Here is a 13,523-nt window from a genome sequence, read left to right on the forward strand (position 1 = left end):
CATGGCTGCTCATCCGACAGTCGACGTTTGCTCCAGCCGCGGATTGGTCTGCTGCAGTTGCCAATCGGTCCAGTACTCGAGGCTGCCCGCCTGGTCGGCGTCGAGTCGGTCGCACACCAGGTCCCAGTGCACCGCCACCCGGTCCCCGATCCGCAGATCCGGGACGAAAGCCCCCGCGCCGACGCTGCGCCGGGCGGGCCGGTCCTCGAGCGGGCCGAGGGCCAGTCGCCGGCCGTCGAACTGCAGTCCCCGCGACCGCACGGTGGCGGTGTGCGGGGTCAGGCTGACGACGACGCCGTTGCGGATCCGACAAGAGTCCAGCACCTGCATCGGCTGCGGCATGCCGGTGCCGAGCAGTCGCGTCCACGGATAAACCCCGAACACGTGGAACGCATGCGTCGGCGCGGCCTCGGGCAGCAGATCGTCGGTGAGGTACTTCCAATAGTGGCCGGCCCGAGCCCCCAACCGGGACAGCAACTCCCGGCCGAACCGTTCCCGGTCCACCGCGGCGGTCAGCTCGTTGCCGGTCCAGTAGCCGCGGACCACCCGCTCGTCGAGGGGGTCGTCGATGCCGGCGAGTTCGGCGACCAGTTCCTGGTACGGCCACGCCCCGCTGAACTGCCGGGCGGCGGCGTCCACCGCGTCCAGGGCGGACGCCGCGGCGCCGCCCCCGCACGCCACCGCCTCCAGGCTCGCCGCCCCGGCCGGACCGCAGTAGCCGAGGGCGTTGGGCGCGTACGCGTACCGCGCGAACAGCAGCCGTCCGGCGTCGATCCCGGTGGTCACTCGGGTCTCCGTCCCACCAGCAGCGCCGTCTCCCGGTGCAGTCGCCCGAAGTTGTAGTACGCCGCGCACGCCCCCTCGGGCGACACCATGCACGTACCGATCGGGGTCTCCGGGGTGCAGGCGGTGCCGAACACCTTGCACTCCCACGGCTTGATCACGCCCTTGAGCACCTCACCGCACTGGCAGGCCTTGGGATCGGCGACCCGCACACCGGGCATCGAGAAGCGCTCCTCGGCGTCGAACTCGGCGTAGTCGGGATGGATCTTGAGTGCGCTCTGCGAGATGAACCCCAGCCCGCGCCATTCGAAATGCGGCCGCAGCGCGAATGTTTCGCTCATCAGCTTCAGCGCCTGCGTGTTGCCCTCGGGCCGGACCACGCGGATGTACTGGTTCTCCACCTCGCACCGGCCGTCACGGATCTGCTGCAGCAGCATGTGCACCGACGCGAGGATGTCGAGCGGTTCGAACCCGGCCACCACCATCGGCTTCCCGTACACCTCCGGCACGAACCGGTACGGCCGCAGCCCCACCACCGTCGACACGTGACCCGGCCCGAGGAACCCCGACAGTCGCAGGTCGGGCGACTCGAGGATCGCCTTGATCGGCGGCACGATCGTCACGTGGTTGCAGAAGATGCTGAAGTTGGTGACGCCCAACTGCCGCGCCCGCACCAGCGTCACGGCGGTGGACGGCGCGGTGGTCTCGAACCCGACCGCGAAGAACACCACCTGCTTGTCGGGGTTGTCGAGCGCGATCTTGAGAGCGTCGAGCGGTGAATACACGAACCGCACATCGGCGCCACGGGCTTTCGCCTCGATGAGGTTCCCGCGCGAACCGGGCACCCGCATCATGTCGCCGAACGTCGTGAAGATGACGTCGGGCTGTTCCGCGAGATGCATCGCGTCGTCGACACGGCCCATCGGGATGACGCACACCGGGCAGCCGGGCCCGTGCACCAGTTCCACCGACTGCGGCAGCAGATGCTCGATGCCGTGCCGGTAGATGGTGTGCGTGTGGCCGCCGCACACCTCCATGAACTTGAACTCGTCGTCGCCGGCGAGTTCGGTGATGGACCGGACCAGGGCCCGCGCCGCCGCCGGATCGCGGAATTCGTCCACGAACTTCATGGTGCAACCTCCTCGGTGACCCGCTCGGTCAGTTGATGCTCGACGAGTTGAACGCGTCGATCTCGTTGACGTAGTCGGCGCCCATCTTCTGCACCTGGTCGAGCGTCAGCGCCGCCTCGGCCTCGTCGATCTTCGCCATCGCGAACCCGACGTGGACGAGGACCCAGTCGCCGACCACCAGCCCGTCGTCGGCCAGCAGGCGCACGCTGATGGTGCGCTGGACGCCGTTCACGTCGACCTTCGCCAGGTGCTGCTCGGTGTCCACCATCTGCACCACCTGACCCGGAATGCCCAGACACATGGTCGTATCCCTCCTCGTTCAACAGATCCGCGGCAGCGGGTCACCGACGAGCATGTCGACGATCCGGCTGCCGCCGAACGCGGTTCGCAGGGCCACGATGCCCTCGGGTTCGGCGAGCACCTCGCCGACGATCGCGGCGTTCTCGCCGCCCGGACTGGCCCGCAGCGCCGCCAGTCCGGCCTCGGCCTCGCGTTCGGGCACGATTGCGACGAACTTGCCCTCGTTCGCGACGTACAGCGGATCGATGCCGAGCAGGTCGCACGCCCCCGCCACCTGGGGCAGCACCGGCAGCGACGCCTCGTCGAGGATCACCGCGAGCCCCGTGGACTGCGCCAGTTCGTTGCACACGGTCCCGACGCCGCCGCGGGTCGCGTCGCGCATCCACCGCGTCGACGGTGCCGCGTCCAGCAGCGCGTGCACCAGGCCGTTGAGCGGCGCGGTGTCCGAACGGATGTCGGCCTCGATCGCGAGTTCGCCACGCGCCAGCATCACCGCCATGCCGTGCTCACCCATCGTCCCGGACAACAGCACCCGGTCCCCCGCCTGCACGTACTCGGGGCCCAGGCGCATCGTCACCGGCAGCGCCCCGACGCCGGCGGTGCAGATGTAGACACCGTCCGCCGCGCCCTTGCCCACCACCTTGGTGTCGCCGGTGACCACGTGGACGCCGGCCTGCGCGGCCGAGTCGGCGATGTCCGCGACGATCTCCCGCAGCAGCGCGATCTCGAAGCCCTCCTCGATGACGAAGGCCGCCGACAACCACAGGGGCCGCGCCCCGGTGACCGAGAGGTCGTTGACGGTGCCGTGCACCGCGAGGTTGCCGATCGACCCGCCCGGAAACTTCAACGGCTGCACCACGAACGAGTCGGTGGAGAACGCGATGCGCTCACCCGACGGCAGGGTCAGTGCCGCGGCGTCGCCGAGCTGCTCGAGTTGCGGGTTGCGCAGTGCCTCCACGAACACCGCGTCGACCAGTGCGGCAGAGGACTTTCCGCCCGCCCCGTGTGCGAGGGTCACCACCTCGTCGAGCAGGCGCGGCCGTCGCTTCCGGAACGACGCGATGCGTTCGAGGACTCGATCCTCACGGTCGGCAGCAGTCTCCGGATCCGTCATCATGGGCTAGCCCTCCTGTCCTGTGGTCGCTTTCGGTGCCGCGGATCCCCGCGACAGGTGCTCCTGGGCGGCCTCCCACAGCCGGTAGCCGACCAGCGCGTGACTCTCCTGGATGCGGTGGATGCTCTGCGAGCGGATCGTGAAGCAGTAGTCGAGGTCCTCGCTCACGGCCATCCGGCCGCCGTCGTGCCCCGCGAACCCGATCGTGAGCAGCCCGCGTCGGCGGGCCTCCGCGAGCGCGATCATCAGGTCGTCCGAGTTGCCCGACGTGGACAGCGCGATCGCGATGTCGCGGCCGTGGGCGTGCGCGATGATCTGCCGGGAGAAGATGAGGTCGAAGCCGACGTCGTTGCCGAGTGCGGTCACCACCGCCTGGTCCGCGGCGAGCGACCAGGCGGCGACCGGACGGCCACGCGCCGGACGGCTGAACAGCGACGCGAGCGTGGCCGCATCCGTGGAACTTCCACCGTTTCCGAACGTGTAGAGCCGTCCGCCCTGTGCGAAGCGTTCCGCCATCCGTGCCCCGGCCTCGCGGATCCCACCGCCCCATTCGTCGATCGAGTCGCGCTGCAGCCGGGCGCTTTCCGCGGCTTTCGAGCGGGCCGACGACGCCAGGTCGTCGAGCAGCGCCTCGGCGCCCTCCTCGTGGGCGTCGATGAACGGGTACAGGAAGTCCGTCTGCTCCGACTGCGGTCCGGGTGTGGTCACGACCGTCCCTCCTCGTTCGGCTCGATGCGGGTTATCGCGGCACCGCCGTGCACCAGCAGCAGGTCGCCCTCCGCGACGTCGACGATCAGTGTGGTGTCGACCCGTTCCTCCCCCGTCGCGGTGCGGACGAGCACCCCGTCGATCGGGTCGCCTTGCACCAGTACCACTTCCGCGAGGCGCCCCTCGTCGCTGCAGGTGACGCACACGTCGTCGGTGCAGTCCTCCGCCGGGGCGTCGAGCAGACCCGGGTGTTCGAAGCAGACGTGCGTGAGTTCCCACAGCAGGTGGTACATCAGCACGAACCGCCCGGTGGCCGGGACCATCGGATCGTCCGAGTCGACCCACAGGATGTGGGTGGCGGCACCCGCCTCCGGCCGCGGCCCCGAGCCGATCCAGATCGTGTCGGCGCCCCACGCCGGGGCGCGCCGCATGATGTCCCGCACCTGCGGCTGATCCGCCGACGCCACCGCGAGGATCACGTCACCGGGGCGCGTCGCCACCCGGCACTGCGCGACCGGGTCCGGTTCGACGAGCGACACCGACGGCAGCGCCCGTTTGCCCATGATCACCGGGTGCACGAACTCGACCGCCACGTGGTGCGCGTGCGGTTCCCACTGCGGCGAGACCACCCACAGCGTCGCGCCGTGCTGGAAGCGCCGCGCCAATCCCAGTGCCGCGGAGGACAGGTCCGCGGACAGCGCCCGGTCGATCAGTTCCACGGTGGTATCGCTCGTCGTCATGGTTGCACCTCGTCGATCGCTTCCGTCCGGCGCCGGGAACCGAGCAGCGCCGCTCCCAGCGCCGCCTGCCCCAGCGAGAGTCCCCCATCGTTGGGCGGCACCACGTGGTGGGTGAGCACCCGAATCCCCTCCGCCTGCAGTCCCGCCCGGACCAACGCGGTCAGCAGCCGGTTCTGGAACACCCCGCCGGTCAGTCCCACCGTCTCCACCCCCGACGCCCCGGCGACCTCGAGCGCGAGCGCCACCGTCGCCGACGCCAGCGCCCGGTGGAAGCCGAACGCCAACTCCGGCAGCGGAGTTCCCGCCCGCACGCCGGACACCAGCCCGGCGAACAGTTCGGCCAGCCGCAGCTGCCCGTCCGCGACCCGCATCTCGATCGGCGCAGGACGATCGGCGGTGCGCGCGAGCGCCTCGAGTTCCACAGCCGCCTGCGCCTCGTAGCTGACGCGGTGCCGCACCCCGAGGATCGACGCGACGCCGTCGAACAGTCGGCCGACGCTCGTGGTGCGCACACAGCCCAGACCGGAGCCCAATTGTGCCGCCACCAGGCTGCGTTCGTCCGCCGCGAGCGCACGGGTGCACGGCAGGTCCTCGGCCTCCTCGAGCAGGCCCGCCTCCCGGAGCAGCGCCGCCGCGACCCGGGCCGGATTGCGCACCGCGGCATCACCGCCCGGCAGCGAGAACGACTGCAGATGACCCGCCCGCGTGGCGTCGTGCAGGTCGGTTCCCACGAGCAGCAGCTCGCCGCCCCAGACGGTGCGATCGCAGCCGTAGCCGGTGCCGTCGAACGCGATGCCCAGCAGCGGCGTGCCGATCACGTGGTGCTCCGCGGCCAGGGCCGCGACGTGCGCGTGGTGGTGCTGCACGGTGACGAGGTCGATCCCGGTGCGGGCGCTGTAATCCTCCGCCCAGTTCCGGGTGGAGTACCCCGGATGCTCGTCGGCCACCACCAGGTCGGGGCGCACGGCGTGCAGCGCGGACAACTGTGCGACCGCGGTCTCGAACGCCCGTCGGCTCTCGAGGGTGCCCATGTCGCCCAGATGCCCGGAGCAGAAGGCGAATTCCTGTCGGGTGAGGCAGAAGGTGTTCTTCACCTCGGCGCCCACCGCGAGCACGGTCGGGCCCGGAGCGTCGAGCAGGACCGGCAGCGGCGCGTGGCCGCGGGAGCGCCGGATCGGCTGAACGGCGCCGTCGACGACGGTGAGCACCGAGTCCTCGCACGGCACCGCGATGTCCCGGTCGTGCATCAGGAAGACGTCCGCGATGCCCGCCAACCGCTGCCGCGCCTGCTCGTTGGTGAAGCAGAGCGGTTCGCCGCCCCGGTTCCCCGACGTCATCACCAGCAGCCGCGGGGGCGGCACCCGGCCGCCGGGTGTCGGGGCGAACAACAGGTGGTGCAACGGCGCGTACGGGAGCAGGATGCCGATCTCGTCCAGACCCGGCGCCACCTGCCCGGCGACGGTGTTGCCGGGTTGCCTGCGGAGCAGCACGATCGGGCGGGCCGGGCCGGACAGCAGGTCCGCCTCGGTCTCGTCGATCGCGCAGACCGCCCGTGCGGTCGGCAGATCCGCCGCCATCACCGCGAACGGCTTCGCCGGTCGATCCTTGCGGTCGCGAAGCGACTGGACCGCATCGGGATTCGTGGCGTCGCACACCAGGTGGAAGCCGCCGATGCCCTTGACCGCGACGATGCCGCCGTCTGCGATCGTCTGCTGGACGAGCCCGAGGACGGTGTCGTCGCCGTCGATCCGGGCGCCGCTGCGTTCGGCGAAGATGCGGGGCCCGCAGTCCGGGCAGCAGGTCGGCTGCGCGTGGAAGCGGCGGTCGGCGGGGTCCTCGTACTCGCGTGCGCACCGCGCGCACATCGGGAACGCCGCCATCGTGGTGGCGGGCCGGTCGTACGGGAGATCGGTGATCACCGTGTAGCGAGGCCCGCAGTTGGTGCAGTTGACGAACGGATGTCGGTAGCGGCGGTCGGCGGGATCGGCCATCTCCCGGGCGCAGTCCGCGCAGATCCCGACGTCGGGCGGCACGAGAGTGCGGGCCCCCGGGGTGTGCACACTCGGCACGATCCGGAACCCGGGCGGTCCGTCGACCGGGCCGGACAGCTGCTCGACAATCACGTCCAACACCACCGCGAGCGGGGGCGCGTCCCGCCGCACCCGCTCCGCGAACTCGGCGAGCACCCGCGACCGGCCCTGCACCTCGACGAAGACACTCACCTCGTCGTTGCCGCAGTGCCCGGTCAGACCGAGTTCGCCGGCGAGTCGTGCCACGAACGGGCGGAACCCCACGCCCTGCACCACCCCGCGCACGGTCAGCCGGTGCCGCTCTTCCGCGACCCGGCCGACCCGTGTCTCGTCGAGGGCCGTCACGGCGACGCGCCCCCGTCGATCCGGGGCTCACGCGGCCGGCCCATCATCTCCAGGCCCGCCATCGCCCGTGCCGCCCCGTCCGCGTCGACCCGTTCCACCGCGAAACCCATGTGGATCACCACCCAGTCACCGGGCTCGAGCGCGGCGTCCTCGAGCATGCCGACGTTGACCTTGCGCTCCACGCCCTCCACGTCGACCAGCGCCAACTGGCCGCCGTAGCCCTCGAGCATCCGAACCACCCGTCCCGGGATCCCCAGACACATCACTCAGCCCTCCGCCCCGACGCCGGCACCCAGCTCGGCCAGCGCAGTCCGGACCGCGAGTGCCGCCTCCGGCACCGCGCGAGACACCGGTTCCGACAGCCCGATCCGCTCCTCGACGTCGCGCACCTGACAACCCACCACGACGGTGCGCGGCAGCGTGCCGCCCAGTGCGGCGAGGCTCGCGAACACCGAAACCGGATCCATCGCGTGCGCGTCGAGTCTCGGTGCGGTGTCCGGGTTCTCGCGGTCCACCTCGAACGCCCGCACCGCACCGGGCGCGCCCCGATCGGGCACCGCGTCCACCAGGACCAGGCCGTCCCAGCCGTCCAGCAGGTCGTAGGCCAGGTGCATGCCGCGGATCCCGTAGTCGACCGCGCGCACCCCGTCCGGCAGCGGTTCGGCCGTCACCGCCCGCAGCGTCTCCGGTCCGAACCCGTCGTCGCCGAGGAAGATGTTGCCGATGCCCGCGACCAGCACGCGGGGCGGTGACCCGGCCGTCATCCGGTCACATCCTTCGCATCCGCAGGTATCGCTGCATGTCCGGGATCGACCGGATCGCGATCCACGCGCCGGCCGCGGCCACCGCGGCGAACAACACGGTCGATACCATTCCCACTGCCCTCATGACTGACTCTCCTCTCGGTCGTCCGCCTCGCCGCCGACCGCGTCGAGCGGTTCCACCTCGTCTGGGGCGAAGTACAGGTAGCGGCCGTACCACTCGTGCAGTTCGGCAGCCGGGTCGTCGACCAGCACCACGCCGACGTGCGTGCCGCCGTCCACGTCGGCATGCACGGTGGCGACCCGTGCGACCTGTCCGGCGAAGAACAGGTCCTGCGCGTCGGCGCGCCGCGACGGCTTCAGGCGGACCAGGCTGCCCTTCGCCACCCGCACCCCGTCGACCAGCACCCCGTCCGCCGCGGGCCGAACGCTGTTGTCGGCGGCCGGATCCCACCACGGGACGTCGTCGGGCACCTCGGGGACCAGCCCGCCCGGTGTCACGAACGTCGGCGGCTCGAACGCCCGCGGATCGCGCAGGGCGCCGTGCAGGCGCTGCATCTCGTCGGGCGACATGTTGTCGCAGCGGTCGATGATCTCGGCGGCCCTCGGATCGGTGGCCCGGGCCTGCGCCTTCTCGTCATCGGTGAGCGTCATGATCCGCAGCGTGAGGATCTCGTCGATCTCGGTGGCGTCGAACAGGTCTCCGCCGCTCTCCTCCGCCACCTCGGGGTGGTCGTACAGGATGATCGGAGACGCCAGGATCACGTCGCTCGTACCGGGCGCGGACGGGTCCGGGTCGCCCGCGAGCACCGGATGGCACCGGTACTGGCGGCACCCGTCGACAGCGGCCGCGAACTCGGCGGGCGGATCGACGAGCGAGACGAAGCGTGCACCGGAGGCCGACACGATCAGGTGCGCGCCGATGAGCGAGTGCCGGATCGCGGTGTCCTTCACCGCGACGTCCGGCCGGTCCAGGTCGTCGAGCATCGCGGCGTTGCGGACCTCGAGCCCCACCCGGAGCGCACCGCGGTCCGTCGTCGCAGCCAGCTCCACCACCGCCCGCACCGGAAAGCGTTGCCGCATCAGCCGCGCCGTCGGCCCCAACTGCTCGACGTCGACACCGCCCGGCGCGGCGACGTCCACGGTGACGCCCGACAGCAGTTCCGCGACCGTGACCGCGCCGAGCGGGATCTCGACCTCGACGGCCTCGTCCCAGCTGACCCATCTGCGGCCGTCGAGGGTGAGTTCCGGGACCGATTCGTAGCCGGCCGGCCCGAGTGATTCGGCGGTGCGCACCTGCAACTGCAGGAACCGCAACACCGGCTCGACCACCGCGTCGTCCACGCCGCGGTCGAGCACGCACTCGACGCGCATCGCCGCGTCCTCGCCCACACTCCGGTCCGCGGCTCCGACCGGACCGAGAACGCCGAACTGCCAGCGCGACTGATTCTTTCCCGACGTGGAGCGGTACGGGTACAGCAGGTAGCCCTCGTACAGCACCGCGTCCGCGACGGAGCGGACCCGCGTCAGGTCGTCGATCCCGGTCACGTCGCCACCTCCCCCGCCCCGTCGAGCAGTTCGGTGACGGCCTCGTCGAGGCCGAGCAGGCCCCGCGCCGCCTTGAACCGGGCCAACGCCGCGATGGTGTTGTGGTCGAGTCGCACCCAGCCGCTGGACGGGAAGTTTCGGCGCACCACGTCCCGCCACACCTCGACCGGCATGTCGAACTGTGCCTCCCGGTCCCACGGGATCTGTTCGACGCCGAATCCGTTGGTGCCCTTCGTGAAGATCGTCCCACTGAACAGGAAGCCCAGCGGGACGGTGCCGTCGTCCAGCGCGTGCAGGTACTTCGACGCCGCGACCTCGAAGTCGTACGTGCAAGGCATCACCAGCTCGGTGACGCACTCACCGGCGAACCCGGGCACCACCGCCGACGTGTGCAGCCACGGGAACGTCGACAGTGTCGTCCCCCAACGGTCCCGCGGCCCGAACAGGTCGAGCAGCCCGGACTCCTCCCGATCCGTGTAGCGTCGGCGCCTCGGTTCGATCCGGATCTGACATCGCACCGCCAGCGCGTGGACGGCGGTGCCGGAGGTCTCGGCGATCCGCAGCCGCGCGATCAGGTTGGGGGTCACCGCAAACGGCTCCGCGGCAACCGACAGCACCGAGAAGTCGAGGGCGGTCACGACGCACCACCCTCGGGCATCGGCGCGCTGCGTTGCTCGATCCGGGCGAAGAAGTCGTCGAGTTCTGCGCGGGCATCCTGGCCACCGTCGAAACCGCGCCAGCGTCTTCGCAGCCGGCCCACCAGTTCGTAGCATGCGTCGATCGGCAGCAGGTGACACTCGGCCCCGGCCGGACCGCTCTGCGGAATGCGGATCAGCAATGCCTCCACGTCCGGAACGACCGTCGCGAGCACCGGATTGTCCTCGAGCACCGCGGCCCACGCGTCGATCGGCAGTTCGGATTCGGTGGCACCGGCCGGTCCCGGATAGAACGCGACGGTGCGATCCTGGTCGGAGTTCCGGAAGAAGAAGGCGAGCCCCACCGGTATCTCGAGGGCATCCCAGCGCCCCGGACCCAGCGAGAAGTCGGGGAACGACAGGTACCGGTCGGGCACGGCTCGATACTTCAGCTCGGCACCGGGCTCGGCGAACAGCAGGTAGCAGGGCCGGCACACGCACATCAGTTGGCGGCCGGCCATGTTCACGACGTGCGAGTGCTCGTCGGCGATGGGCACCGCGCACATCTCGCACCGCTCCCCCGCCACCTGGGCGGGACGATCGGCGGCGATCCGACGAAGCACCCCCAACGCCGATCCGCTGGGGGTGCGGCCACCGGACGGGCCGGTCATCCGGTCACCGCCGCGGGCACGGCGACCGACAGGACGCCGTCCCGGGTGAGCACCGGCAGCGGGTCGAGGTGCCCGTCGGGATCCTCCACCCCGACACCCGCCCGTCGGACGTCGTAGTGGGCGCGGCACGTCGGGCAGCGGAGCACCGCGTCGTTCACGGCGCCGCCGGCTCGGCGCTGCAGCGAGGTGCCGGCCATCGAGTTGCCGCACGCGGGGCACCGGTCCCGGTAGGCGAACAGTTCGTCCCCGAGCCGGCACACCAGCATCGGCAGGCCCCCGACCGTGTACCCGCCCACCTCGCCCGGCGCGAGTTCGGTGAATTCCTCGGCCGCCAACCACGTCCCGGTCTGCGGCGCCTCCTCGCGCACGTGCGACATCAGCGAATCCACCGTGAACACCCCGGGGGTGGGCGCGTTGTCCCGATCCTCGGTCTCCACTTCGATCGCGGTCGTCTCGGGGGCCGCGGCCTGCACGGCGCCCTCGACGGCGAGTTGCAGCGTCACCGCGGACGACGGACAGCCGTGACAGCTGCCGAGCAGCCGCAACCGCACGACGCCGTCGTCGGTCACGTCCACCAGTTCGACGTCCCCACCGTGCGATCCGAGGTACGGGCGGACGCCGTCGAGCGCCGTCCGGACACGAGTCTCGACGTCGTGCGGGTGCAACCCGCTCACCAGCAGCACGCTCGACACCAGTTCGTCGCGCGCGAGTTCGTCGACCAGGCCCGGGGTGCGCGCGGTCATCGTCAGCACGCGCCCGAGTGCCTCGCCGTACAGGTCCACCACCTCACGGACGAGTTGCTCGGCCCGCTCGCGGGCCACCGGTCCGCCCGCCGAGGCGGCGTCCAGCAATGCCTCGATCCGATCGCCGGCCTGTCGCCAGCGATCGGATTCGGGCGTCTCGTCCAGGGTTTCGTCGTGTAACGACGCCATCCGTCACCTACTCCCCGGTCATCGACTGTGTCGGCGAATGAAGCTTCTCGAGCGTCTTCCCGTCGCCGAGGTACATGTGGACACCGCAGGGCAGGCACGGATCGAAGCTACGCACGGTCCGCATGATGTCGATGCCCTTGAAGTTGTCGCGGTCGTTCTCCTCGTAGATGTTCAGGTTCGTCACCGCGTCCTCGTACGGTCCCGGAATACCTTCGGCATCACGCGGACTCGCGTTCCACGGGGTCGGCGGGTACGGGTGGTAGTTGGCGATCTTGCCGTCCCGGATCACCATGTGGTGCGAGAGCACACCGCGGACCGCCTCGGTGAAACCGCAGCCGATGCCCTCGTCGGGCACCTCGAACGTCTCCCACGTCTTGGTCCGGCCCGCGTTGATCTCGACGAGCGCCTTGCGGGCGAAGTGCAGCGCCATCGCCGCCGCGTACGCCTGGAAGTACGTGCGCGCACGGTTGCGTTCGATGGTGTTGCTCCACTGCGGGATCTTCCACTCGAAGCTCGCCGGCCCCTTGAGCGCCGTCTTCGGGAAGTCGATCTTGACGCTGTGCCCGGTGGCCATCACCTCGTCGGTCTCGACCATCCCCGCGAGCGCGGTGGACCACATCCGGGCGAGCGCCCCGCCGCCGGTGTCCAGCGCCAGGTTGTCCTTGCCGTCGAACCAGCGCGGCGACATCACCCAGCTGTACTTGTCCTCGAGGTCGCGCTTCTGCGGCTTGGGATTGGTGTGCTGGTTCCACGGGTGCCGCCGGTCCACCGGGTTGCCCAGCGGGTCGGTGGTCACGAACATCTCCTGGTCGGACCAGTCGTCGTAGTACGACGAGCCGAGCATGATCCGGATACCCAGGTTGATGTCGACGAGGTCGGTGGTCACCAGCTTCCCGTCCACCACGACGCCCGGGGTGACGAACATCTTCCGGCCCCAGTCGGTCATGTCCTTGTATGCGAAGTTGCACACCTCGGGGTCCTGGAACGCGCCCCAGCAGCCGAGGAGGGTGCGCCGCTCACCGACGTGCTCGTAGCCCGGCAGCGCCTCGTAGAAGAAGTCGAACAGGTCGTCGTGCATCGGCACGACCTTCTTCATGAACTCGATGTAGCGCATCAGCCGCGTCGTGTAGTCGGTGATCAACTGCACCGTCGCGACGGTGCCGACACCGCCCGGGTACAGCGTCGACGGGTGGACGTGCCGACCCTCCATGAGACAGAACATCTCTCGGGTGAGCCGGCTGATGAGCAGCGCCTCCCGGTAGAACTCGCCGGTGAACGGGTTGAGCGCCCGCATGATGTCGGCGATGGTCCGGTAGCCGTGCGCGTCCGAATGCGCCGCGGCGGTCTTCTCGGCCATCGCGAGCACGCCCGGGTTGGTCTCGGAGACCATCTTCTCGCAGTAGTCCACCGCGACCAGGTTCTCCTGGAAGATGTTGTGGTCGAACATGTACTCGGCCGCCTCGCCGAGGTTCGCGATCCACTCACCGAGGTGCGGCGGCTGGACGCCGTACGCCATGTTCTGGGCGTAACACGAGCACGTCGCGTGGTTGTCACCGCAGATGCCGCAGATGCGGCTGGTGATGAAGTGCGCGTCGCGCGGATCCTTGCCCTTCATGAACAGCGAGTAGCCCCGGAAGATCGACGACGTGCTGTGACATTCGGCCACCGTCTTGTTCTTGAAATCGACCTTCGTGTAGATCCCGAGGCTGCCGACGATCCTGGTGATCGGATCCCAGGCCATCTCGACGAGACCCTTGTCGTCGGTCGACCCCTGTTTCGGCTCGGGCACTGTGGAAGTCATCGAGAAGCCTTCTTTCCCTCGGCGA

Annotated in this window: 15 protein-coding genes; all 15 read right to left on the reverse strand. The window is 70.2% G+C overall.

Annotated elements, in window-relative coordinates; translation table 11 throughout:
- Positions 1-9 precede the first annotated feature (9 nt).
- From LCL87_RS05590 to LCL87_RS05655, 15 genes are read right to left on the reverse strand one after another with little or no spacing between them, the layout of a single operon-like run.
- A complete protein-coding gene (locus tag LCL87_RS05590) occupies positions 10-786 on the reverse strand; it encodes a DUF6390 family protein (protein WP_225017509.1) in 777 nt (258 codons plus the stop codon).
- Positions 783-1,913, reverse strand: a complete 1,131-nt coding sequence (gene hypD, locus LCL87_RS05595) for a hydrogenase formation protein HypD (protein WP_225017511.1) — start codon at positions 1,911-1,913, stop codon at positions 783-785. The genes LCL87_RS05590 and hypD overlap by 4 nt, the downstream gene beginning before the upstream one ends.
- Positions 1,914-1,941: 28 nt before the next feature.
- Positions 1,942-2,214 carry a HypC/HybG/HupF family hydrogenase formation chaperone gene (locus LCL87_RS05600; protein WP_225017513.1) on the reverse strand — a complete coding sequence of 91 codons (273 nt, stop codon included), beginning with the start codon at positions 2,212-2,214 and terminating at the stop codon, positions 1,942-1,944.
- Between the two features lie 18 nt (positions 2,215-2,232).
- A complete protein-coding gene (gene hypE / locus LCL87_RS05605) occupies positions 2,233-3,330 on the reverse strand; it encodes a hydrogenase expression/formation protein HypE (RefSeq protein WP_225017515.1) in 1,098 nt (365 codons plus the stop codon).
- Between the two features lie 3 nt (positions 3,331-3,333).
- Positions 3,334-4,035 carry a D-sedoheptulose-7-phosphate isomerase gene (locus LCL87_RS05610; RefSeq protein ID WP_225017517.1) on the reverse strand — a complete coding sequence of 234 codons (702 nt, stop codon included), beginning with the start codon at positions 4,033-4,035 and terminating at the stop codon, positions 3,334-3,336.
- Positions 4,032-4,775: a hydrogenase assembly protein HupF gene (locus tag LCL87_RS05615; protein WP_225017519.1), complete on the reverse strand. Its 744-nt coding sequence runs from the start codon at positions 4,773-4,775 to the stop codon at positions 4,032-4,034. The genes LCL87_RS05610 and LCL87_RS05615 overlap by 4 nt, the downstream gene beginning before the upstream one ends.
- Positions 4,772-7,150 (reverse strand): carbamoyltransferase HypF, encoded by a 2,379-nt coding sequence (hypF, locus tag LCL87_RS05620; RefSeq protein WP_225017521.1) that lies wholly within the window; start codon positions 7,148-7,150, stop codon positions 4,772-4,774. Before hypF ends, LCL87_RS05615 begins: the two co-directional genes overlap by 4 nt.
- A complete protein-coding gene (locus tag LCL87_RS05625; RefSeq protein ID WP_225017523.1) occupies positions 7,147-7,413 on the reverse strand; it encodes a HypC/HybG/HupF family hydrogenase formation chaperone in 267 nt (88 codons plus the stop codon). The genes hypF and LCL87_RS05625 overlap by 4 nt, the downstream gene beginning before the upstream one ends.
- A gap of 3 nt (positions 7,414-7,416) precedes the next feature.
- Positions 7,417-7,914 (reverse strand): hydrogenase maturation protease, encoded by a 498-nt coding sequence (locus LCL87_RS05630; protein WP_225017525.1) that lies wholly within the window; start codon positions 7,912-7,914, stop codon positions 7,417-7,419.
- 4 nt (positions 7,915-7,918) lie between these two features.
- Positions 7,919-8,038 carry a DUF6893 family small protein gene (locus tag LCL87_RS25760; protein WP_013417282.1) on the reverse strand — a complete coding sequence of 40 codons (120 nt, stop codon included), beginning with the start codon at positions 8,036-8,038 and terminating at the stop codon, positions 7,919-7,921.
- Positions 8,035-9,459: a hypothetical protein gene (locus LCL87_RS05635; protein ID WP_225017526.1), complete on the reverse strand. Its 1,425-nt coding sequence runs from the start codon at positions 9,457-9,459 to the stop codon at positions 8,035-8,037. Before LCL87_RS05635 ends, LCL87_RS25760 begins: the two co-directional genes overlap by 4 nt.
- Positions 9,456-10,097, reverse strand: a complete 642-nt coding sequence (locus LCL87_RS05640; protein WP_225017527.1) for a DUF6084 family protein — start codon at positions 10,095-10,097, stop codon at positions 9,456-9,458. Before LCL87_RS05640 ends, LCL87_RS05635 begins: the two co-directional genes overlap by 4 nt.
- On the reverse strand, positions 10,094-10,765 hold the full coding sequence (locus LCL87_RS05645) for a DUF5947 family protein (protein WP_225017528.1): 672 nt from the start codon (positions 10,763-10,765) through the stop codon (positions 10,094-10,096). The genes LCL87_RS05640 and LCL87_RS05645 overlap by 4 nt, the downstream gene beginning before the upstream one ends.
- Complete coding sequence (locus LCL87_RS05650) at positions 10,762-11,697, reverse strand: NifU family protein (RefSeq protein WP_225017529.1); 936 nt, start codon at positions 11,695-11,697, stop codon at positions 10,762-10,764. The genes LCL87_RS05645 and LCL87_RS05650 overlap by 4 nt, the downstream gene beginning before the upstream one ends.
- A 7-nt stretch (positions 11,698-11,704) precedes the next feature.
- Positions 11,705-13,498 (reverse strand): nickel-dependent hydrogenase large subunit, encoded by a 1,794-nt coding sequence (locus LCL87_RS05655; protein ID WP_225017530.1) that lies wholly within the window; start codon positions 13,496-13,498, stop codon positions 11,705-11,707.
- Between the last annotated feature and the right edge of the window lie 25 nt (positions 13,499-13,523).

Origin of the sequence: Prescottella equi, from assembly GCF_020171745.1 — a bacterium.
Classification (GTDB): Bacteria; Actinomycetota; Actinomycetes; order Mycobacteriales; family Mycobacteriaceae; genus Prescottella; species Prescottella equi_A.